This window comes from Halobacillus sp. ABD4_316 (assembly GCF_056161385.1).
In genome coordinates this window covers 1,054,143-1,074,003 of the sequence record NZ_JBSWZA010000001.1, presented here as the reverse complement: position 1 = coordinate 1,074,003, position 19,861 = coordinate 1,054,143, and the positions used below count along the sequence as shown (strand labels likewise).

The 19,861-nt window shown below is 48.1% G+C and carries 18 protein-coding genes, 1 other RNA gene and 1 other annotated feature (1 of these 20 running past the window's edge); of the genes, 17 read left to right on the top strand and 2 right to left on the bottom strand.

The window, feature by feature from the left end:
* Positions 1-170: a binding site (T-box leader), on the top strand; it begins 51 nt to the left of the window's first position.
* A 66-nt stretch (positions 171-236) separates the two neighbouring features.
* The 3 genes from hisS (at position 237) to ssrS (ending at position 3,559) form a co-directional block, all read left to right on the top strand.
* Positions 237-1,517, top strand: a complete 1,281-nt coding sequence (hisS, locus tag ACXAJH_RS05830) for a histidine--tRNA ligase (protein ID WP_474971202.1) — start codon at positions 237-239, stop codon at positions 1,515-1,517.
* A gap of 1 nt (position 1,518) precedes the next feature.
* The gene (aspS, locus tag ACXAJH_RS05825; protein WP_474969074.1) at positions 1,519-3,300 is read left to right on the top strand and encodes an aspartate--tRNA ligase; all 1,782 of its coding nucleotides are present in this window, start codon (positions 1,519-1,521) and stop codon (positions 3,298-3,300) included.
* Between the two features lie 66 nt (positions 3,301-3,366).
* Positions 3,367-3,559: non-coding RNA, 6S RNA (gene ssrS, locus ACXAJH_RS05820), on the top strand.
* A gap of 51 nt (positions 3,560-3,610) precedes the next feature.
* On the opposite strand, the gene ACXAJH_RS05815 is transcribed toward ssrS, so the two are convergent.
* Together ACXAJH_RS05815 and ACXAJH_RS05810 are read right to left on the bottom strand one after the other, a co-directional pair.
* Positions 3,611-4,270, bottom strand: a complete 660-nt coding sequence (locus ACXAJH_RS05815) for an RsfA family transcriptional regulator (protein ID WP_474969073.1) — start codon at positions 4,268-4,270, stop codon at positions 3,611-3,613.
* Positions 4,271-4,353: 83 nt separating this feature from the next.
* The gene (locus tag ACXAJH_RS05810; RefSeq protein ID WP_027955300.1) at positions 4,354-5,628 is read right to left on the bottom strand and encodes a replication-associated recombination protein A; all 1,275 of its coding nucleotides are present in this window, start codon (positions 5,626-5,628) and stop codon (positions 4,354-4,356) included.
* Positions 5,629-5,746: 118 nt separating this feature from the next.
* On the opposite strand from ACXAJH_RS05810, the gene ACXAJH_RS05805 reads away from it, so the two are divergent.
* From ACXAJH_RS05805 to mltG, 14 genes are all read left to right on the top strand, one after another.
* Entirely contained in the window at positions 5,747-6,430 is a 684-nt protein-coding gene (locus ACXAJH_RS05805) for a YczE/YyaS/YitT family protein (protein WP_474969072.1), read from the top strand.
* Entirely contained in the window at positions 6,384-6,803 is a 420-nt protein-coding gene (cymR, locus tag ACXAJH_RS05800) for a cysteine metabolism transcriptional regulator CymR (RefSeq protein ID WP_027955302.1), read from the top strand. The genes ACXAJH_RS05805 and cymR overlap by 47 nt, the downstream gene beginning before the upstream one ends.
* Before the next feature lie 18 nt (positions 6,804-6,821).
* Complete coding sequence (locus tag ACXAJH_RS05795; protein WP_474989435.1) at positions 6,822-7,961, top strand: cysteine desulfurase family protein; 1,140 nt, start codon at positions 6,822-6,824, stop codon at positions 7,959-7,961.
* A 20-nt stretch (positions 7,962-7,981) separates the two neighbouring features.
* On the top strand, positions 7,982-9,094 hold the full coding sequence (gene mnmA / locus ACXAJH_RS05790; protein ID WP_474993294.1) for a tRNA 2-thiouridine(34) synthase MnmA: 1,113 nt from the start codon (positions 7,982-7,984) through the stop codon (positions 9,092-9,094).
* 86 nt (positions 9,095-9,180) lie between these two features.
* The gene (locus ACXAJH_RS05785) at positions 9,181-9,840 is read left to right on the top strand and encodes a tetratricopeptide repeat protein (RefSeq protein ID WP_474969069.1); all 660 of its coding nucleotides are present in this window, start codon (positions 9,181-9,183) and stop codon (positions 9,838-9,840) included.
* A 21-nt stretch (positions 9,841-9,861) separates the two neighbouring features.
* On the top strand, positions 9,862-12,192 hold the full coding sequence (gene recD2, locus ACXAJH_RS05780) for an SF1B family DNA helicase RecD2 (protein WP_474969068.1): 2,331 nt from the start codon (positions 9,862-9,864) through the stop codon (positions 12,190-12,192).
* A gap of 13 nt (positions 12,193-12,205) precedes the next feature.
* On the top strand, positions 12,206-13,027 hold the full coding sequence (locus tag ACXAJH_RS05775) for a sugar phosphate isomerase/epimerase family protein (RefSeq protein WP_474971209.1): 822 nt from the start codon (positions 12,206-12,208) through the stop codon (positions 13,025-13,027).
* A 48-nt stretch (positions 13,028-13,075) separates the two neighbouring features.
* On the top strand, positions 13,076-13,252 hold the full coding sequence (locus ACXAJH_RS05770; RefSeq protein ID WP_169516199.1) for a hypothetical protein: 177 nt from the start codon (positions 13,076-13,078) through the stop codon (positions 13,250-13,252).
* Positions 13,253-13,258: 6 nt separating this feature from the next.
* Positions 13,259-14,326: an AI-2E family transporter gene (locus ACXAJH_RS05765; RefSeq protein ID WP_474969065.1), complete on the top strand. Its 1,068-nt coding sequence runs from the start codon at positions 13,259-13,261 to the stop codon at positions 14,324-14,326.
* Between the two features lie 333 nt (positions 14,327-14,659).
* Entirely contained in the window at positions 14,660-17,296 is a 2,637-nt protein-coding gene (gene alaS / locus ACXAJH_RS05760; protein WP_474993292.1) for an alanine--tRNA ligase, read from the top strand.
* Positions 17,297-17,359: 63 nt separating this feature from the next.
* Positions 17,360-17,632 carry an IreB family regulatory phosphoprotein gene (locus ACXAJH_RS05755; RefSeq protein ID WP_027955310.1) on the top strand — a complete coding sequence of 91 codons (273 nt, stop codon included), beginning with the start codon at positions 17,360-17,362 and terminating at the stop codon, positions 17,630-17,632.
* On the top strand, positions 17,629-18,045 hold the full coding sequence (ruvX, locus tag ACXAJH_RS05750) for a Holliday junction resolvase RuvX (protein ID WP_474969063.1): 417 nt from the start codon (positions 17,629-17,631) through the stop codon (positions 18,043-18,045). The genes ACXAJH_RS05755 and ruvX overlap by 4 nt, the downstream gene beginning before the upstream one ends.
* Positions 18,046-18,058: 13 nt before the next feature.
* Complete coding sequence (locus ACXAJH_RS05745) at positions 18,059-18,343, top strand: DUF1292 domain-containing protein (protein WP_474969062.1); 285 nt, start codon at positions 18,059-18,061, stop codon at positions 18,341-18,343.
* Between the two features lie 188 nt (positions 18,344-18,531).
* Positions 18,532-19,656, top strand: a complete 1,125-nt coding sequence (gene mltG, locus ACXAJH_RS05740; RefSeq protein WP_474969061.1) for an endolytic transglycosylase MltG — start codon at positions 18,532-18,534, stop codon at positions 19,654-19,656.
* The last annotated feature ends 205 nt before the right edge of the window (positions 19,657-19,861 follow it).

Here is a 19,861-nt window from a genome sequence, read left to right as displayed (position 1 = left end):
ATACCATAGGCTGAAAGTATCCCCCCGTCACGTGCAGGCGAAAGACATTCCTTAGGTTCTATGTCGAAATCCTTAGAGTAGGCATAGACGTACACAGGCGTTAACTGTTTTGAGCGGGAGCTGCAGGAAGCTCCAATCAGGGTGGCAACGCGGTTAAATCCGTCCCTTTTCTGTAACAGGAAAAGGGACGGATTTTTTTGTGGGAAAAAATGGTTGAAATGACAGGAGGAATTTTAATGACGATCAATGCACCGAGAGGTACGCAGGACATCCTGCCGGGTACATCAGAAAAATGGCAGTACGTAGAGCAGAAGCTGGTGGATTTGTGCCGCCGCTTTAATTATAAAGAAATCAGAACCCCGATTTTTGAACACACAGAATTGTTTCAGCGGGGAGTAGGCGACAGCACAGATATCGTACAAAAGGAAATGTACACCTTTGAAGACCGTGGGGGGCGCAGTATTACCCTTCGTCCGGAAGGCACCGCCTCTGTAGTCCGTGCTTACGTCCAGAACAAAATATACGGCCTGCCGAACCAGCCGTCCAAATACTTCTACTTGGGGCCGATGTTCCGGTATGAGCGTCCGCAGCAGGGAAGAATGCGCCAGTTCGTTCAGTTCGGCATTGAAGCACTCGGAAGCGACGATCCGGCGATCGATGCAGAAGTACTGTCCCTTGCTTTGAATTCCTACAGGGAACTCGGCCTCTCCTCCTTGAAGCTGGTATTGAACAGTCTTGGGGATGCAGAAAGCCGTGAAGCTCACCGGGCGGCGCTTGTCCGTCACTTCGACCCGCATCGTGAAGAGCTTTGTTCCGATTGTCAGGTACGCCTTGATCAAAATCCGCTGCGTGTGCTGGATTGTAAAAAAGACAAGGATCACCCGGCCATGGAAACGGCTCCTTCCATCCTGGAATACTTAAATGATTATTCTAAAGATTATTTTGAGAAAGTGAAAAGTTACCTGGATGCGATGGGTATTGAATATGTCATTGACCCGAATCTTGTACGCGGTCTTGATTATTACAATCACACCGCTTTTGAAATCATGAGTGAAGCAGAAGGCTTCGGTGCGATTACGACATTAAGCGGAGGCGGCCGTTACACAGGGCTTGTCCAGGAAGTCGGAGGCCCGGAAACGTCCGGCATCGGTTTTGCAATGAGCATTGAACGCCTTCTGATGGCTCTGGAGGCTGAAGGTGTTGAGCTGCCTGTCGATGAGGACCTGGACTGTTATGTCGTAGCTCTTGGCGACGAAGCACAGGTCGAAGCGGTCCGTCTTGCCGATGCCATGCGTCTGGCCGGCCTTCAAGTCGACAAGGATTATCTGGGTAAGAAAATGAAAGCCCAGTTCAAGTCGGCGGATCGGTTGAATGCGAAATACGTACTCGTGCTGGGAGAACAGGAACTCGAAAACGGGGTCATCAATGTGAAGGAAATGGCCACAGGTGAACAGAAGGAAATCGAACTTGGTTCGGTGATTGAATATATGAAAGAACAGATGGCAGGAGGAAAGTAAGATGACACGAACTCAAAGCGGAACAATCCGCAAAGAACATCTAGAACAGGAAGTTACTTTAAAAGGCTGGGTGCAGAAGCGTCGGGATCTGGGCGGTTTAATTTTCATTGATCTGCGCGATCGTTCCGGACTGGTACAGGTGGTATTCAACCCTGAAACATCCGCAGAAGCTCTCAAGACAGCGGAAGACGTAAGAAGTGAGTATGTCCTGGAAGTCAAGGGGCATGTGGTTGCACGTGATCCTAAGACGGTCAATGCGAATCTTGGAACTGGGGAAATTGAAGTCGCTGCTCAGGAAGTGACGATCCTTAACAAGGCTAAAACTCCCCCATTCATGATCGAAGAGCAGTCCGAGGTTTCTGAGGACCTCCGCTTGAAATACCGTTATCTTGATCTTAGAAGAAAAGAAATGCAGGAAACGTTCAAAATGCGTCACCAGACGACCCAGTCCATCCGCAGCTTCCTTAACGAAGAGGAGTTTCTGGATATGGAAACGCCGATGCTTACGAAGAGCACGCCGGAAGGGGCCCGTGACTACCTTGTTCCGAGCCGTGTACATGAGGGTGAGTTTTATGCGCTGCCGCAGTCCCCTCAGTTATTTAAACAGCTGCTGATGATTTCAGGTTTTGAAAAATATTATCAAATTGCACGCTGTTTCCGTGATGAAGACCTTCGTGCCGACCGTCAGCCCGAATTCACTCAAGTGGATATTGAAACATCCTTTATGACTAAAGAGGATATCATGGCCATGACAGAGCGGATGATGAAGCGCGTCATGAAAGAAGTCAAAGGACTTGATATTGAGACGCCGTTCGTACGTATGCCCTACACAGAAGCGATGGAAAGATTTGGTTCAGACAAACCGGACACCCGGTTCGGACTTGAACTGGTCAATCTTTCAGACGTTGTGAAGGATTCCGGATTCAAAGTCTTCCATAGTGCAGTAGCATCCGGAGGACAGGTCAGCGCCATCAATGTGAAGGCACAGGCGGATGCCTTTTCCAGAAAAGATATTGATAAGCTGACCGAAGACGTCAAAGTGTACGGAGCGAAAGGACTGGCATGGCTGAAAGTGAAGGACGGGGAATTCAACGGTCCAATTGCTAAATTCTTCGCCGAAGAAGAAGCCGGGGCCATCCGTGAGAAGCTTCAGGCTGAAGACGGGGATCTGCTTCTGTTCGTTGCAGATAAAACAGATGTTGTCTGGGACAGCCTCGGTGCGCTGCGTCAAAAGCTAGCCCGCCGTCTTGATCTGATTGATGAAACAAAATTCAATTTCCTATGGGTGACGGACTGGCCGCTATTTGAATATGACGAAGAAGCCGGCCGCTATTTCGCAGCTCACCACCCGTTTACGATGCCTGCCGGCGGGGATCTGGAGGAATTGAAAAAGAACCCTCGTGATGTGATGGCAGAAGCATATGACATCGTGCTTAACGGATATGAGCTTGGTGGAGGCTCCCTTCGTATTTATGAAAAAGAAATGCAGAATGAAATGTTTGATGTGCTTGGATTCAGCAGGGAAGAAGCGGAAGAGCAATTCGGCTTCCTGCTTGAAGCTTTGGAATATGGGACGCCTCCACATGGGGGAATTGCCTTTGGTCTTGACCGTCTTGTGATGCTTCTTGCCGGACGGACAAACTTGAGGGATACCATTCTGTTCCCTAAAACGGCCTCTGCGTCCGATCTATTGACGGAAGCTCCCGGCACGGTCAGTGAAGCTCAGCTGGATGAACTTCATCTTCAACTGAAGCCGTCGGAAACATTAAAGTCTGACCAGTAAATTTTCATCTTCATTCTTGATAAGCTCATGTAAATATGCTAAGATGAATTTACAAAATTAAAGAAACCAATCCTGATGTGTACGTTGTTCGAATGTACGTTTTGACCGAACATTTTTGATACGGGAGCCTGGTGTTTCCACATGGAATGCACGCCTCATAACCATCACTGATGGGAGGACGCAAGAAATGTGGAACAGGGCACCCACCTGCCTGGAGCGGGTTCAAAACTCATGATGCAACGGCACGATTGGGATTGGTTTTTTTATGCACAAAGAGGAGCTCTCTGAATAGAGAGCTCCTCTTTTGTATTTATCTGGCGATATTTTCGAGATTCCCGTTCTTTTCCATGCGGAACTGCGGCTTGTACTCCTGTTCAGATTCATCGAACATAACCATTTTTCTGGCTCTGTCCATAATTTGAATCAAGGCCTGATAATCTTCTGTCACGGATTCCAGCTTTCTATGAAGCTGCGTGTTCTGCTCGGAAAGGGATTGATTTTCCTTCTCCAATTCATCGAGGCGGGCCTGAACATCCGTCTGGCCGGAAGATTCCTGCTGAAGCTCCTTAAGGAATTGAATGACTTCGTTCAAGCCGATTTCTTCCTGGAGAGCCATCGAAGGGGGAGCGGGTTCTGCCTTCTCCTGATCTGGAAGTCTGAAATCTTCCGGATCAGGAGAAGGCGGGTAATAAGCGGCCGGCTGAGGTTTCTGATACGCCTGCTGTTCTTTGGCCTCTTTCCTTTTCTTTTCCTTGCGCTGTTTTTTTGCCAGTTCAACCGCCTGTTCGTACTTCTGGCGGACTTCAGCATTCCAGCGGAACCCGCAGGCTGCAGACGTCCGGTTCAACAGATCACCGACCTCATCGAAAGCTTTCAGTTGTGTACTGCCTTCTCTGATGTGCCTCAGCACTGTTTCCGCTAAAAGTAAATCATCTTCATGAGACCAGGCATCCTGCCTTACTTTAGGCATCTTCATCACTCCTAAATCTAATTGAAAAGGTAATAGTTTGTCAGATTTAGTAGTAGTGTAGCCAACATAAGGCAGGAATATACTCAGGTGGTCCGCTGTTTATTAATCCTGCTGTATACCTGCTCCAGAGCCTGTTCAAATTTTCCGGTTTTTTTCGGTTCATAATACCGCTTATTTTTCAATGTGTCCGGCAGATACTGCTGATCGACCCAGGCATTGTCATAGTTATGTGGATATTGATATCCGATTCCACGTCCCAGTGCCTCTGCTCCTTTATAATGCGCATCCTTTAAATGAGCGGGAACATCGCCGCTTTTTCCTTTACGGATATCAGATAACGCGGCATCCAGTGCTTTATAAGCGCTGTTGGACTTTGGTGACAGGGCGAGTTCTGTGACGGTTACCGATAAAGGGATCCGCGCCTCCGGAAAACCGATCCGTTCCGCTGCTTCGACGGCTGCGAGTGCTCTTGGGCCTGCCTGTGGATTGGCCAGACCGATGTCCTCATAAGCGATAACAACGAGTCTTCTGGCGATGCTGTCCAGGTCACCTGCTTCGATTAAACGGCCGAGATAATGCAGGGATGCGTTGACATCGCTGCCCCGGATTGATTTTTGAAAGGCTGACAAAACATCGTAATGAGCATCTCCATTCTTATCGTGGGAAAAGCTTTTTTTCTGCATACATTCCTCGGCGGCTTCAAGATCAATGGAAATGGTTCCGTTGTTCTCCGGTGTGGAGAAGGCGGCGAGTTCCAAGCCGTTCATAGCTGAGCGTAGGTCTCCGTTCGAAGCCCCTGCCAGATGATCGAGTGCGTCGTCGCTGATTTCAATCGATAAATGCCCGAGCCCTTTCCCGTCGTCTTCTACCGCACGGGTAAGGGCCTGTTTAATTTCATCCATCGTCAATTTCTGGAGTTCGAAGAGGTGACAGCGGCTGCGTATGGCCGGGTTGATGGAATGATAAGGGTTGCTTGTTGTACAACCGATCAAGGTAATCCGGTTATTTTCCAGATGGGGAAGCAGAAAATCCTGCTTCGCCTTATCCAGGCGGTGCACTTCATCAAGGATAAGGACGAGCCGGCCGTGCATTTTTGCCTCTTCGACAGCAGCCTCCATATCTTTTTTCTTATCTGTAACAGCGTTCAACATTTTAAAAGGAATACGTAGACTCTTGGCTAAGGCCGTTGCCATCGATGTTTTACCTGTCCCGGGCGGTCCGAACAGGATCATCGAAGCCAGGCGGCCGGCCTTGACCATTCGGTTAATCGTTTTTCCCTCATCAACGAGGTGGGACTGCCCGATGATTTCATGAATATCTTCCGGACGCATCCGGTAGGCAAGAGGTTGCTGACTCATGGTTCATTCTCCTTTAAGGGGTGATAAATGTAAGCGTAGAATGATTGCACATAAAATGCAAGGGACTTGCCATCCATGCTATAATAGCGTTTGGTATAATAGAGAGAGGAGGATGGCCGTGCAATCGACCACGAATAAAAAGCGTGCCCTGTGGCTTCGCTGGAGCTTTTTTTGTATGGGATTGATCATCCTCGGAATGGGCATTTCAATGACTATGCAGGTCAAGGACTTCGGGATCGGTCCATGGGACGTGTTTCACTACGGCCTTTTCCTGCAGCTGGGTCTGACAGTTGGGACATGGTCCATTATCGCCGGTCTTTTCATTGTCGTTGTAAGTTCTGTACTTCAGAAAAGATGGCCGCAGATCGGGACCATCTTAAATATGGTTTTTATAGGTGTATTTATTGATTTCTTTAATTGGCTGCTGCCCGAACCTCACATGTTATGGATGCAGCTTCTTGTATTTGTGTCAGGAATCTTTGTCACTGCTCTTGGTATCGGAATCTATGTGGCTCCTGAAATTGGAGCAGGTCCGAGAGACAGTCTGATGCTGTTGATTACTGAGAAAACCGGATGGAAGGTATCGAATGTCCGGAATGGAATAGAAATCATCATTGCTGTATTTGGTTTTCTTCTGGGTGGCCCTGTTGGAGCAGGGACTGTATTCATTGCTTTATTCCTGGGTACATTTGTAGGATACACACTGCCTCATGCAAAAAGATGGCTGCAGTTTTTAATAATGAAGGGTGAACTATATGAAGATATCTACGAAAGGCCGTTACGGGCTGACCATTATGATTGAACTGGCAAGAAAGTTCGGGGACGGTCCGATTTCCCTGAAACAGATTGCCAGGGATAATGATTTGTCCGAGCACTATCTGGAGCAGCTGATTGCTCCACTAAGGAATGCCAGCTTGGTGAAAAGTGTCCGCGGAGCTTACGGTGGCTACATGCTGACCAAAGCCCCGCACGAAATTACTGCCGGGGATGTCATCCGTGTCCTTGAGGGACCGATCACTCCTGTGGAAGGCATAGAAAATGAGGAGCCTGCCAAACAGGCCTTATGGAAAAGAGTCCGGGATGCCGTCAAAGATGTGCTGGATACGACAACCCTGGAAGACTTAAAAGATCATGTAGACGACCAGACGCAGGACGCCTACATGTTTTACATTTGATTCATGGGAGGGAACTCTATGAAATCCATTTATTTGGATCATGCAGCGACGACACCTGTCCATCCAGACGTGGTGGAGGCGATGGTGCCTGTCTATCAGGAGACGTTCGGGAATCCTTCCAGTGTTCATCAGTTTGGAAGGAAAGCAAGAAGCATCCTGGACAAGGCGCGTCGTAAAGCGGCATCCAGTCTGAATGCGGATGAAAAGGAAATTGTGTTTACAAGCGGCGGTACGGAGGCGGATAATCTGGCTGTCATCGGAACGGCCCGCGCCAATAAAGCTAAGGGAAGTCATATCATTACCACTTCGATTGAACATCATGCTACATTACATGCAGTCGAATTTTTAGAAACAGAAGGTTTTGATGTGACCTACCTCCCTGTTGATGAAAACGGCCTCGTACAACTTGAGGACATCAAACAGGCATTAAGGGAGGATACCATCCTCGTTTCAATCATGATGGTCAACAATGAAACAGGGGCTGTCCAGCCGATTGCAGAGACAGCAGAATTGTTAAAAGACCATCAGGCTTACTTTCACTCCGATATCGTACAGGCCTACGGGTTGATGGAGATGGATGTGAAGGAACTCGGTGTAGATCTTCTTGCTGTGTCCGGTCATAAAATCAACGGACCTAAAGGCGTCGGCTTCCTTTATGTGAAGGAGGGTACCGTTCTTTCCTCCCAGCAGTACGGAGGAGAGCAGGAGCGGAAACGCCGGGCGGGTACAGAAAATGTGCCGGCGGTCCGCGGGCTTCAGGCGGCGATTGAAGTAATGGAAGCTGAGCGTTCGACGTATCAGGAAAAGTATCTTCATTATAAAAGAAGCTTTATCCAGACATTGAAGGATCAAGAAGTAGCGTTTGAAGTGAACGGAAAGGAAGAAACAACAGCGGCTTCCATTGTGAACATCAGTTTTACAGGAATGAACGTGGAAACGCTGCTTACGAATTTCGACCTGTCCGGGATTGCTGCATCGAGTGGAAGTGCCTGCACAGCAGGTTCTGTAGAGCCTTCCCACGTGCTGACAGCTATGTTCGGAACCGGTCATCCGAAAACGACAAATTCGATTCGCTTCAGTTTTGGTTTGGCTAATAATGAGGATGACGTGATAGAAGCGGCTGAGAAGATCAGCCAGATCATCAAGCGTCTCGCTTGATTTAAGGAAGGTGAAAGATAATGAAAGAACCGAAAGACACGCGCGTCGTCGTCGGTATGAGTGGAGGAGTGGACTCTTCCGTGGCGGCCTTGATGCTCAAAGAGCAGGGGTATGACGTTGTGGGTATTTTTATGAAAAACTGGGATGATACAGATGAGAACGGCGTCTGTACAGCAACAGAGGATTACGAGGATGTGATCCGTGTCTGTAACCAGCTGGACATCCCGTATTATGCCGTGAATTTTGAGAAACAATACTGGGATAAAGTATTTACTTACTTCCTTGATGAATATAAAAAAGGCCGGACTCCGAACCCGGACGTCATGTGTAATAAAGAAATCAAGTTCAAAGCGTTTATGGATCACGCCATGTCGCTTGGGGCCGATTACCTGGCTACCGGCCATTACGCGCAGGTCCGTGAAAATGATGGACAGTATGAAATGCTGCGCGGGAAAGATAACAACAAAGACCAAACCTACTTCCTGAATCAGCTGTCCCAGGATGTATTGTCTAAAGTCATGTTCCCGCTCGGGCACCTCGATAAGAAAGAAGTGCGTGCCATCGCCGAGGAAAATGATCTGGCAACAGCCAAGAAGAAAGATTCCACCGGCATCTGCTTCATCGGGGAGCGGAACTTCAAAGAGTTCTTAAGTGAATTTCTCCCTGCACAGCCGGGACGTATGGAAACCTTGGATGGAGAAGTGAAAGGCCAGCATGACGGTCTGATGTACTATACGCTTGGACAGCGCCAAGGGCTTGGAATCGGCGGCGCCGGTGATCCATGGTTCGTCGTTGGGAAGAATGTAGAAGCTAACATTCTTTACGTCGGACAAGGCTTCCACCATGATGCGCTCTACTCTGATGGTCTGATGGCTTCAGAAGCGAACTGGACGAGTGGAAAAGCACCGGAAGCTCCGTTCGAGTGTATAGCAAAATTCCGTTACCGCCAGGATGACAGCCGTGTGACCGTGCATCCGGCCGGAAATGGTAACTGGAAAGTGGAATTCCACGAACCAGAGCGTGCAATCACTCCTGGTCAGGCCGTCGTTTTCTATGATGGGGATGTCTGCCTTGGTGGTGCCACCATTGACACAGTATTGAAAGAGGATACAGCCCTCAATTATGTAGGATAATAAAAAAAGTCATGTCCATCTTGGGAGGGGCATGACTTTTTTATGGAATTCGTATTAAAATGAACGTTGGAAAAGGAGTGGATAACATGGATAAATTGAAACAGGGGATCCAGGAAATGCAGAACCACAATTATGAAGAGGCAGCGAGGCTTTTCACAGAAGCCATCGATGAAAATCCGAAAGAGCCGGTCGGGTATATCAACTTCGGAAACCTCTTGATGCATATGAACGATAATGAAAGGGCCGTGCGCTTCTTCAACCGAGCCATTGAAATCGATGAAACGGCAGCCACCGCTTATTATGGTCTTGGCAATGCTTACTATGAGCAGGAAAAATATACGAAAGCGCAGGAGCAGTTCCTTCTTGCTGTGAAAAACGGTCTGGAGGAAGCCGATGTTCACTTTATGCTCGGCATGACCTTCATTCATCAGGAGTATGTCAAACTGGCTCTGCCTTACCTTTTACGGGCAGCTGAACTGGCTCCGGAAGACGTGGATGTTCAGTTCCAGTATGGGCTGTGTCTCGCACAGAACGGACAGATCGATGCGTCTGAAAAGGTGATGAATCATGTGCTACAATTGGAGGAACAGCATAGTGATGCCCATTATAACCTGGGCGTAGCGGCGCTTCATAAGGAAGATGCCCATAAAGCCCTGGATCATTTCCGACAGGCACTGGAGATCAATCCCGAGCACATGCTCGCCGCTCATGCGAAAAGCCAGGTGGAACAGGCGTTAAACGAGTAAGAACGAAGGAGAACGATGGATATGACTCAACAATCCTTTTTTAGCGAAATGAATGAAGAAGAACGTCCCTATGTCAAAGGGGAGCTCAATCGGATGATTTTTCACAACGAGTCGGAGCATTTTTCCATCGCCTCTATCAACGTGAAGGAGACGAATGAGGCCTTTGAAGAAAAAACGCTCGTCATCAAAGGGCATTTCTCACCGTTGGAAGAAGGGGAGACCTATATCTTCCACGGATCATTCACAGATCATAAGAAATTCGGGAAGCAGTATGTAGTGGAAATGTATAACCGGGTGCTTCCTGAAACAAAGGACGGCCTCATCTTATATCTTTCCAGTGACCTGTTTCACGGGATTGGTAAAAAAACCGCCGAACGGGTGGTAGAGACCCTTGGTGAAACAGCGGTCAGCCGTATTCTCGAGGACAGGGGAGTGCTGGATCAAGTTCCGAAACTGCCGAAGGAACGGGCGGATCAGCTTTATGAGGCTTTGAAAGAGCATCAGGGATTTGAGCACGTCATGATTCATTTGTCCCAGTACGGTTTCGGTTTGAAGCTTTCTCAGAAAATCTATGAAGCGTTCAAGGATCGGACGCTTTCCATTATTGAAGAGGATCCCTATCAGCTCGTCTTTCACGTAGAAGGATTCGGTTTCCACCGGGCGGACGAGATGGCACGGATGCAGAACCTCTCCTACGACCACCCCACGAGAATAAGGGCCGGGTGTCTGTATGTGATGCAGAAAAGCATGAGTGCCGGCCACGTCTATCTTCCAACGGAGGAATGTCTTGTCCAGGTGGAGAGCCTGTTGAACCATGGGTCTGACACAGCCATCACTTTCGATCAGCTGTCTGAGCAGATCATCCACCTTGGCGGAGATAAGTTCATCTACATCGAAGATGACCGTCTCTATCTTCCTTCTCTTTATTTTGCAGAGAACGGCTTCCGCGGTCACATCGAGCGGATCATGGAGGAAGAGGTTGAAGTCACACACACGCAGGCGGACTTGATGAAGATCATCGGTGATCTGGAAGAGGAAGAGGCGATGAGCTACGGGGAAGATCAGTTCAATGCCATCGAAAAAGCTCTTACCTCCAAGTTGATGATTCTTACCGGCGGGCCGGGAACGGGAAAAACCACTGTAATTAAAGGAATTATCCATACGTATGCTTCCTTGAATGAGGAAACGGTGGACCCGGAGGATTACAACGGGGATAAGACTTTTCCGTTCATTCTTGCTGCCCCGACAGGACGGGCGGCTAAACGGATGACCGAATCGACGGGACTGCCGGCGAGTACGATTCACCGCCTCCTTGGATGGGATGGTCACGACTCCTTTGAACGGAACAGAAACAATCCATTGGAAGGAAAGCTGTTGATCGTGGATGAATTTTCAATGGTGGACATCTGGCTGGCCAACCAGCTTTTCCGTGCCATTCCCAACGACATGCAGGTCCTTCTCGTAGGAGATGAAGATCAGCTGCCTTCTGTCGGTCCCGGACAGGTGCTCGCAGATTTACTGGCTTCTGAGCAGGTGCCTTCTTCCAAACTGACCGAAGTGTACAGACAGAAGGAAGGGTCCAAAATCATCCAGCTGGCCCATGAGATTAAAAATGATGCGTGCACCCAGGCGTCGCTTCAAAAAGAACATGATTTCAACTTTATCCCGGCCAAAGAACACCAGCTGGCCGACCTTGTAACGAACATTGTAAAAAAAGCCATGGATAAAGGCATCGATGCGAAGGAGCTCCAGGTGCTCGCCCCGATGTACCGGACCGATGTCGGGATCCATAAGCTCAATGAAACGATCCAGCAGACAGTGAACCCGCAAAAGAAGCAGAAGCGTGATTTAAAGCATTTTGAAGTGACTTACCGTAAAGGGGATAAGGTGATCCAACTTGTCAACCAGCCGGATGATGGTGTCTACAACGGCGATATCGGGGAAGTAGCGGCCATTTTCCGCGAGGAGGAAAACGTAGATGGTGTCGAACAGGTTGTCGTAGATTTTGACGGGAAGGAAGTTGTGTATCCTAAGAAGGAATTGAACAGCATTATGCATGCCTACTGTACGTCGATTCATAAGTCGCAGGGCAGTGAGTTTTCCATCGTTATTCTTCCCGTCGTGAGGAGCTACCGGCGGATGCTGCGTAAAAATCTGCTCTACACGGCGATTACAAGATCCAAACAGTCCCTGATCATCTGCGGGGACAAAGACGCCTTTTTAGATGGAGTCCGGACGACCGATACGAATACGCGGTATACAAGACTTAAAGACAAGCTGCAGGAACAGAGCACACCTGAGATCCAGCCCGAAGAGGAAGAAGAGCAGCTGTCTCCTTATGACTTTATGTAGGAAGGGGATTGCATTGAATCATAGATTAGGACTGTCAGGAAGTACGATATTATCCGATCCGGATCAGCTTTCTTTTTTATTTGAACGAGGCCTGGACCATGTCGAAATTGGTGAATTCCCGGATGAAGCCTCCTATCAGACGTTCAGGCAGATGACCGACGATCATCACCTCGAAAGCTTCGGCATCCACTCCCCTTTAATCAGGGGAAGGAGCAAGTACGACTTGATTGAACATGTCGCTGTGGACCCGGAGCAGGCCAGGGAGGCATTTGAGCAGGAAGTCGCCCGCCTTGCTGCGCACGGGGCGGCCTATGTGCTTGTTCATTTTCCCTATTTTGCGGGAACCTCAACCAGCCCTTCTCAAAAAATCGAAGAAGGGTTGAAATTTTTACATAGATTGAAAGAAACCTATGCTCTGCCAATTGTCTGTGAGCCCAAGCTCGGCCGGAACCGTTCAGGTAAAGGGATGGAATACCTGTGGCGGTTTCCTGTTGAACTGTGGAAGCGTTATGATCTGGATATCTGTGTCGATCTTGGAGACTACCGGATGGCGGCAGGGGAGAATTGGCGCGCGTATGTGGAGCCTCTCCTGCCTTTTACGTCTGTCGTACACCTTCACAATGTCTGTTATATCGAAGACAAGTATTTCTGGATTCCGCTTCATCCGGACAAAGGGAAATGGAATGGGGCGTATGACATGGAGCCAATGCTGCAGATGCTTGGTGAAGGCAGGGGGAAATACTTCATATTCGAACATACGCCGCACGTGAATCCAACACCCGAAGAAGTGGACGAAGGAATCCGCTGGGTGAAGGACGTGCTCGGCGGGGTATGAATTTCCGTGATGAGGACATACTGAAGGGTAAAAAAAGGAGTATGTCCTATGCGGTGCCCGAATTGTAACAATAAAAACCTGGGAAAAATCGGTAGTGAACAGTATTACTGTTGGAACTGCTGTCTGGAGCTTTCAGTCGAGGATGGGAAAATCAATATCAACCAGATCGAAGAGGATGGCAGTCTCAGTTCTCTGAATGATATCTTTTACCAACAGGGATCCTGATGTTTCATGGGTGAGCGTTCTTCCAAGTGGCTCAAACGATTAACCATCTTCTTTATTACCTTGTTGTCCCTGCTGCTTCTGGCCTGGCTTTTTCCTTATTATGAGCAGGGGCTGGCAGTGATCGGGAAGGTTCTTCTCCCTTTTGCTGCGGCCCTCGTGCTTTCGCTCCTGCTTCATCCACTGGTCCATGGACTTGAGGAAACCGGTGTTCCCCGGCCTATAGCCATTCTGGTCATCTTTCTGGCTTTTTTTACGTTGGCGAGCTATGGACTTTATAAAGGGATCCCGAGGCTGCTGGATCAATTGAAGCTTTTGAATGAGCATCTTCCAGCTCTTGTGGAATCGTATCAAGGCTGGACGAAGGAGTGGTATGCCCAGACCGAGCGGCTGCCGGACGGGATTCATAAAAAACTGGATCAGCGTTTTGAAGCTTTTGAAGGATGGATCAGTCAAAAAGTGATGACGGTTTTTACCGGAATCAGCGGTCTTTTCAATATGATTCTGCTGCTTGCTGTTATTCCTGTGATGACCTTCTATTTTTTGAAGGATTACAAAATGATCGGACGGTATTTACTCACCTTGCTTCCGCGAACGTGGCACAGGGAAGCCGGGCGTCTGGCTGTACAGCTGAATCACTCGCTTGGCGGCTACATCCGGGGGCAGCTGCTCATCAGTCTTGTTGTCGGTGTGCTGGCAGCTATTGGTTTTTGGCTGATCGATCTTCCTTATCCGCTCGTTCTCGGATTGATTGCGGGCCTCACCAATATCATCCCGTATTTCGGTCCGATCCTCGGGGCTGTTCCTGCTGTTGTGGTCGCTGTAACCGTGTCGGTGAACAGCCTGCTCCTTACCCTTCTCGTTGTCATCCTGATTCAAGTGATTGAAGGGAACCTATTATCACCCTACATTATGGGCCGGAGTATCCACACCCACCCTTTGTTCATCATCTTCGCCCTTCTACTGGGAGGGGAGATCGCAGGGATTCCCGGATTGATTCTGGCTGTGCCGGTTTTGACGTGTCTGAAGGTGATTATCGATGAAGTACGGGCTGGAAGGCTCCATATTGACAGATGAAGTACACTTCCCTATAATTACGCTTAGCGTAGACTTTTTGAACGAAGAAAACGATGAAGGAAACGAGTAGGTGCTTTATTCATGGACAGAGAGGCGTGTTCCCGGCTGTAAAACACGCTGCATGATCGTGCTGAACGCTATTCCCGAGTGCGGTTAACCCCCGCCGTAGTTATGCCGCGTTACAGGCATTCCAAGCTGACAGGTGCAGAACCTGTAACCAGGGTGGTACCGCGGAAAAACTCCCGTCCCTGCCGATGAAGGCAGAGGCGGGAGTTTTTATTTTTCTTCGTTCGTTACGGTCTCTCTATATATACTTAAGGAGGCAGCTTTATTATGAGAAATTTGACATCTGCTGACGTGCGTCAAATGTTTCTGGACTTTTTCAAAGAAAAAGGTCACAGCGTAGAACCCAGCGCATCACTCGTTCCCCACGAAGATCCGACGCTGTTATGGATCAACAGTGGTGTAGCGACATTGAAAAAATACTTCGATGGCCGCGTGATTCCGGATAACCCGAGAATTGTCAATGCCCAGAAATCCATCCGTACCAACGATATTGAAAATGTCGGCTTTACCGCCCGTCACCATACGTTTTTCGAAATGCTTGGTAATTTTTCCATCGGCGATTATTTCAAGAAAGAAGCGATGGCATGGGCCTGGGAATTCCTGACGAGTGACCAATGGATCGGCTTTGATCCTGAGAAGCTCTCGGTAACTGTTCACCCCGAAGATGACGAGGCGTTCCAAATCTGGAGAGACAGCATCGGACTTCCAGAAGAGCGTATCATCCGCATTGAAGAAAACTTCTGGGATATCGGCGAAGGCCCGAGTGGACCCAACACGGAAATTTTCTATGACCGCGGGGAAGCGTTCGGCAGTGACGCCGGTGATCCTGAATTGTATCCAGGCGGTGAGAATGAGCGTTACCTGGAAATCTGGAACCTTGTATTCTCCCAGTTTAACCACAATCCGGATGATACCTACACGCCGCTTCCGAAGAAAAACATTGATACAGGGATGGGGCTTGAGCGGATCGTCTGTGTGATCCAGAAAACAGAGACGAACTTTGAAACAGACTTGTTCAAACCGATTATCGAAGCGACAGAGACAATGACCTCACACAAATACGGCGGCAGCGTCGAAGGAGATTCTTCCTTCAAGGTCATCGCGGACCATATGAGAACCGTCACGTTTGCTGTCAGCGATGGGGCTCTGCCTTCAAACGAAGGACGCGGCTATGTTCTCCGCCGGCTGCTGCGTCGTGCGGTGCGATTTGCTAAACAGATCGGTATTGATAAGCCGTTCATGTATAAGCTTGTACCTGAAGTTTCCAATATCATGGTCGATTTCTATCCAGAAGTGAAGAAGAAAGAAGCCTTCATTCAGAACGTGATCCAGACAGAGGAAGAACGTTTCCACGAAACACTGAATGATGGTCTTCAAATTCTTTCCACCATCATGAAAGAGGAAACGGAAAAAGGAAGCACTGTCTTCCCTGGAACGGAAGTGTTCCGTCTGTATGATACGTACGGATTCCCGAAAGAACTGACAGAAGAGTATGTAGCTGAAGCAGGCTTTACCATTGATGAAGCCGGCTTTAAGGAAGAGATGGAGAAACAGCGGCAACGTGCCCGCAGTGCCCGCCAGAAAACCGATTCCATGCAGGTCCAGGACGGTGTGCTTGGTGAGGTCCATGTAGACAGTACTTTTGTCGGGTATGATCAGCTTACGGTTCCTTCCACGTTGGTGGAATTAATTAAAGACAAAGGTTTCGCCGAGAAAGCGGAGGAAGGCGACACCGTTTATCTTTTCTTGTCTGAAACACCATTCTACGCTGAAAGCGGCGGACAGATGGCCGATAAAGGCTGGATTAAAACAGATCACGGTGTGCTTGAAGTGACGAATGTCCAAAAAGCTCCGAACGGACAGCACATGCATGAAGCGTTCGTGAAGGAAGGAACGATTGAAAAAGGGGCACAGGTCACAGCAGAAGTCGACCAGGGAAGCCGTTCGTTCATTGTGAAAAACCATACGGCCACCCACCTGCTGCATCAGGCCCTGAAAGATGTTCTTGGTGAGCATGTGAACCAGGCAGGCTCTCTTGTCGCTCCAGATCGTCTGCGTTTTGATTTCTCTCACTTTGGAGCGGTAACCAATGAGGAAATGGAAAAAATCGAAGCGATCGTCAACGAAAAAGTGTGGCAGTCCATCCCGGTTTCCATTGAAATCAACTCCATTGAGGAAGCTAAAGCCAAAGGAGCGATGGCGCTCTTTGGTGAAAAGTATGGCGAGACGGTCCGAGTCGTTCAAGTAGGCGACTACAGCCTGGAGCTCTGCGGAGGCTGTCACGTGCTGAATACAGCGGAAATCGGCTTGTTCAAGATTGTATCTGAATCAGGAATCGGGGCAGGGACACGCAGGATTGAAGCGGTCACGGCTAAAGATGCGTATCTTTATATGAATCAGAAAGCTTCTGTCCTGAAGCAGGCCGGAGCTCTATTGAAAACATCTCCTGAACAGGTGCCGGAACGCATTGAAACCCTTCATAAAGAAATGAAGGATCTTCAGAAGGAGAATGACTCCCTGGGCGCGAAGCTGTCCAATATGGAGGCAGCCAGCATTCTCGATGAAGTAGAGCAGGTGAATGGCGTAAATGTGCTTGCGAAACAGGTGGATGTAAAAGATATGAACGCATTGAGAACCATGGTGGATGATTTGAAACAGAAAATCGATTCAGGGATTATTCTACTGGCTGCTCCAAATGGAGAAAAAGTTCAGTTGATTGCCGGGGTTTCCAAGGATTTGGTCGAAGAAGGCTATCATGCCGGCAAATTGATCAAAGAAGCCGCCACTCTGTGCGGCGGCGGAGGAGGCGGTCGTCCGGATATGGCTCAGGCCGGAGGAAAAGACGCTTCCAAGATTCCGGACGCGCTGCAGTACGCCAAAGAGTATGCCGGTCAAAACTCTTAGTTTTTCCTGAACGAGATTTAGGTATATAATGGAGTAAATACATTTATGTGCGAGGTGACCGAAATGAGTTCAATGGATAAAACAATGCGTTTTAATTTTTCAGAAGAACCCTTCGATCAGGATGTCCAGTCTGTACTGCTTTCTGTTTACGGGGCGCTGCAGGAGAAGGGGTACAATCCGATCAACCAGATTGTCGGCTATCTGCTTTCCGGTGATCCTGCCTACATTCCCCGTCATCAGGATGCGAGAAATTTAATCCGTAAGATTGAACGTGATGAACTGATCGAGGAACTGGTCAAATTTTACATTAATGAGAATAAAGAGGGCAGTAAATGAAAAAAATAGGTTTGGATGTAGGCGAAAAAACGATAGGCATTGCCATCTCGGATGCCTTAGGCTGGACAGCCCAGGGCCTTAAAACACTTCACTGGGATGAACAGGACTATTCTACAGCGCGGGAAGAGCTGAAACAGATCATTGACGATCATCAGATTACGGAAGCCGTTGTCGGCTTTCCGAAAAATATGAACGGCACGGTCGGCCCGCGCGGAGAAGCCAGCCAGGTTTTCGCCTCCTGGTTGGAACAGGAATTTCAGCTCACTTCCCATCTATGGGATGAGCGGTTAACGACGATGGCAGCAGAACGCGTGCTGCTTGATGCTGATATGAGCCGGAAAAAAAGAAAGAAAGTCATTGATAAAATGGCAGCGGTCATGATTTTGCAGAGCTATTTAGATTCAAAACAATGAGGAGGATGTCTGTATGGCATTAGAAAAAGAAGAGCGCATTATTATCCCTGATGAAAATGGGGAAGAGCATTTATTTGAAGTCTTGTTCACTTTTGATGTGGAAAAGACCGGCCATTCCTATATCGCCGTTATTCCAGCTGAACAAAAGGATGGCGAGGAAGTGGAAGTCTTTGCTTTCCGTTTTGAAGAAAAAGGCAACGAGGAAGACGATCTTGCTCTTTATCAGATCGAATCAGATGATGAGTGGGAAATGGTTGAGGAAATGCTCAACACGCTGACAGATGAAAATCTGACATAATGCATGAAACGATAAAGCTGCCGGGAGCTCCCGGCAGCTTTTTTGTATGGGGACGATTGTTTTTGTATACCCTTGAGAAGAAGAACTATGTCACTGGCGTTCTTCGAATATTGTTGAAAATTCCGGGAATATGTAGAAAGATTCTCTCTACTTATAGTATAATGTACCGGATGAAAGGAGGAAGTCCGTTGTCTAATTCTGACTTTAAATCCCAATACCAAAAGAAATTGAAAAATAGAATAGAAGAAGCCGGCAAAGTGAGAAAAATTGTCGCCATCATTCTTACGGTTTTCACACTTGTGATTCTCATCGTAGGAATATCCGGGTACCTTTATGTGAAATCCGCACTCGAACCTGTCGATCCAGGAAATGATAAGCAGGTGGATGTGGAAATCCCGCTCGGTTCCTCTACTTCCAATATCGCTTCCATCCTTGAAGAGAACGATATCATCAAAAATGATATGATTTTCCGCTTCTATACAAAATTCAAAAATGAATCCGGTTTTCAAGCTGGAGACTATCAGTTCACATCCTCCATGACATTGGATGAGGTGATTGAATCTTTGAAATCCGGGAAACTGGTGAAGGATCCCGCTCTTACTGTAACTGTGCCGGAAGGACAGAATATAGAGCAGATTGCAGCTATTTACGCAGAAGAATTCTCCTTTACTGCTGAAGAATTCATGGACAAAATCAATGATGTCTCTTATGTGGAAACGCTGATGGAAGACTACCCTCAGCTGCTGACTGAGGATATCCTTGATGAGGATATCCGTTATCCACTGGAAGGATACTTATTTGCAGCCACCTATCCGATGTATGTCGAGGATCCAAGCATTGATCAAATCGTGAGGAAAATGCTGGACCAGACAACGAAAGTAGTCGCTCCCTACTATAGTCAAATCGAAGAACTGGATGATATAGAAAATGTCCACGATTTAGTGACCATGGCCTCCCTGTTGGAAAATGAAGCACGGACCGCAGAGAGCCGCCGGAAAATATCCGGTGTTTTTTATAACAGGCTGGAAGAAGATATGATGCTGCAGACCGATCCTACGGTCCTATATGCGAAAGGCGAGCATCAGGAAAAGGTCTACTACAAGGATCTGGAGATTGAGTCACCTTACAACACGTATCATGTGAAGGGTCTGCCTGTCGGACCGATTTCCAACTTCAATCAAAACTCCCTTCAGGCAGCTGTGGAACCTGTAGAGCATAATCATTTGTACTTCCTTGCAGACAGTGAGGGGGAAATTCATTATGCTGATACGCTGAAAGAGCATAATGAGCTGAAAGAAAAATACATCAATTAAATGACTGCGCATTACCTGTGCAAATGCAGTTTAGAACGGGACATTCTTTCATGAGTGTCCCGTTCCTTTTATAGGAAAACATAGAAGCATCCTTCCTTGCTATCCGTAATCCCCCCTTTAACGAGAGGGTTCTGAAGTTTCTGTAAACGAACGCAGCTCTAAAGAACAATGGCGTTACCAGAGAGATTTGTGTTAAAATAATGGG

What these genes read in the sequence shown, in the direction of transcription:
- alaS (WP_474993292.1), top strand. Translation starts at nt 14,660, where the DNA reads ATGAGAAATTTGACATCTGCTGACGTGCGTCAAATGTTTCTGGACTTT.
- ACXAJH_RS05810 (WP_027955300.1), bottom strand. Translation starts at nt 5,628, where the DNA reads ATGAGTCAGCAACCTCTTGCCTACCGGATGCGTCCGGAAGATATTCAT.
- ACXAJH_RS05765 (WP_474969065.1), top strand. Translation starts at nt 13,259, where the DNA reads ATGGGTGAGCGTTCTTCCAAGTGGCTCAAACGATTAACCATCTTCTTT.
- recD2 (WP_474969068.1), top strand. Translation starts at nt 9,862, where the DNA reads ATGACTCAACAATCCTTTTTTAGCGAAATGAATGAAGAAGAACGTCCC.
- ACXAJH_RS05755 (WP_027955310.1), top strand. Translation starts at nt 17,360, where the DNA reads ATGAGTTCAATGGATAAAACAATGCGTTTTAATTTTTCAGAAGAACCC.
- ACXAJH_RS05745 (WP_474969062.1), top strand. Translation starts at nt 18,059, where the DNA reads ATGGCATTAGAAAAAGAAGAGCGCATTATTATCCCTGATGAAAATGGG.
- ACXAJH_RS05785 (WP_474969069.1), top strand. Translation starts at nt 9,181, where the DNA reads ATGGATAAATTGAAACAGGGGATCCAGGAAATGCAGAACCACAATTAT.
- hisS (WP_474971202.1), top strand. Translation starts at nt 237, where the DNA reads ATGACGATCAATGCACCGAGAGGTACGCAGGACATCCTGCCGGGTACA.
- ruvX (WP_474969063.1), top strand. Translation starts at nt 17,629, where the DNA reads ATGAAAAAAATAGGTTTGGATGTAGGCGAAAAAACGATAGGCATTGCC.
- aspS (WP_474969074.1), top strand. Translation starts at nt 1,519, where the DNA reads ATGACACGAACTCAAAGCGGAACAATCCGCAAAGAACATCTAGAACAG.
- ACXAJH_RS05795 (WP_474989435.1), top strand. Translation starts at nt 6,822, where the DNA reads ATGAAATCCATTTATTTGGATCATGCAGCGACGACACCTGTCCATCCA.
- mnmA (WP_474993294.1), top strand. Translation starts at nt 7,982, where the DNA reads ATGAAAGAACCGAAAGACACGCGCGTCGTCGTCGGTATGAGTGGAGGA.
- cymR (WP_027955302.1), top strand. Translation starts at nt 6,384, where the DNA reads ATGAAGATATCTACGAAAGGCCGTTACGGGCTGACCATTATGATTGAA.
- ACXAJH_RS05770 (WP_169516199.1), top strand. Translation starts at nt 13,076, where the DNA reads ATGCGGTGCCCGAATTGTAACAATAAAAACCTGGGAAAAATCGGTAGT.
- ACXAJH_RS05815 (WP_474969073.1), bottom strand. Translation starts at nt 4,270, where the DNA reads ATGCCTAAAGTAAGGCAGGATGCCTGGTCTCATGAAGATGATTTACTT.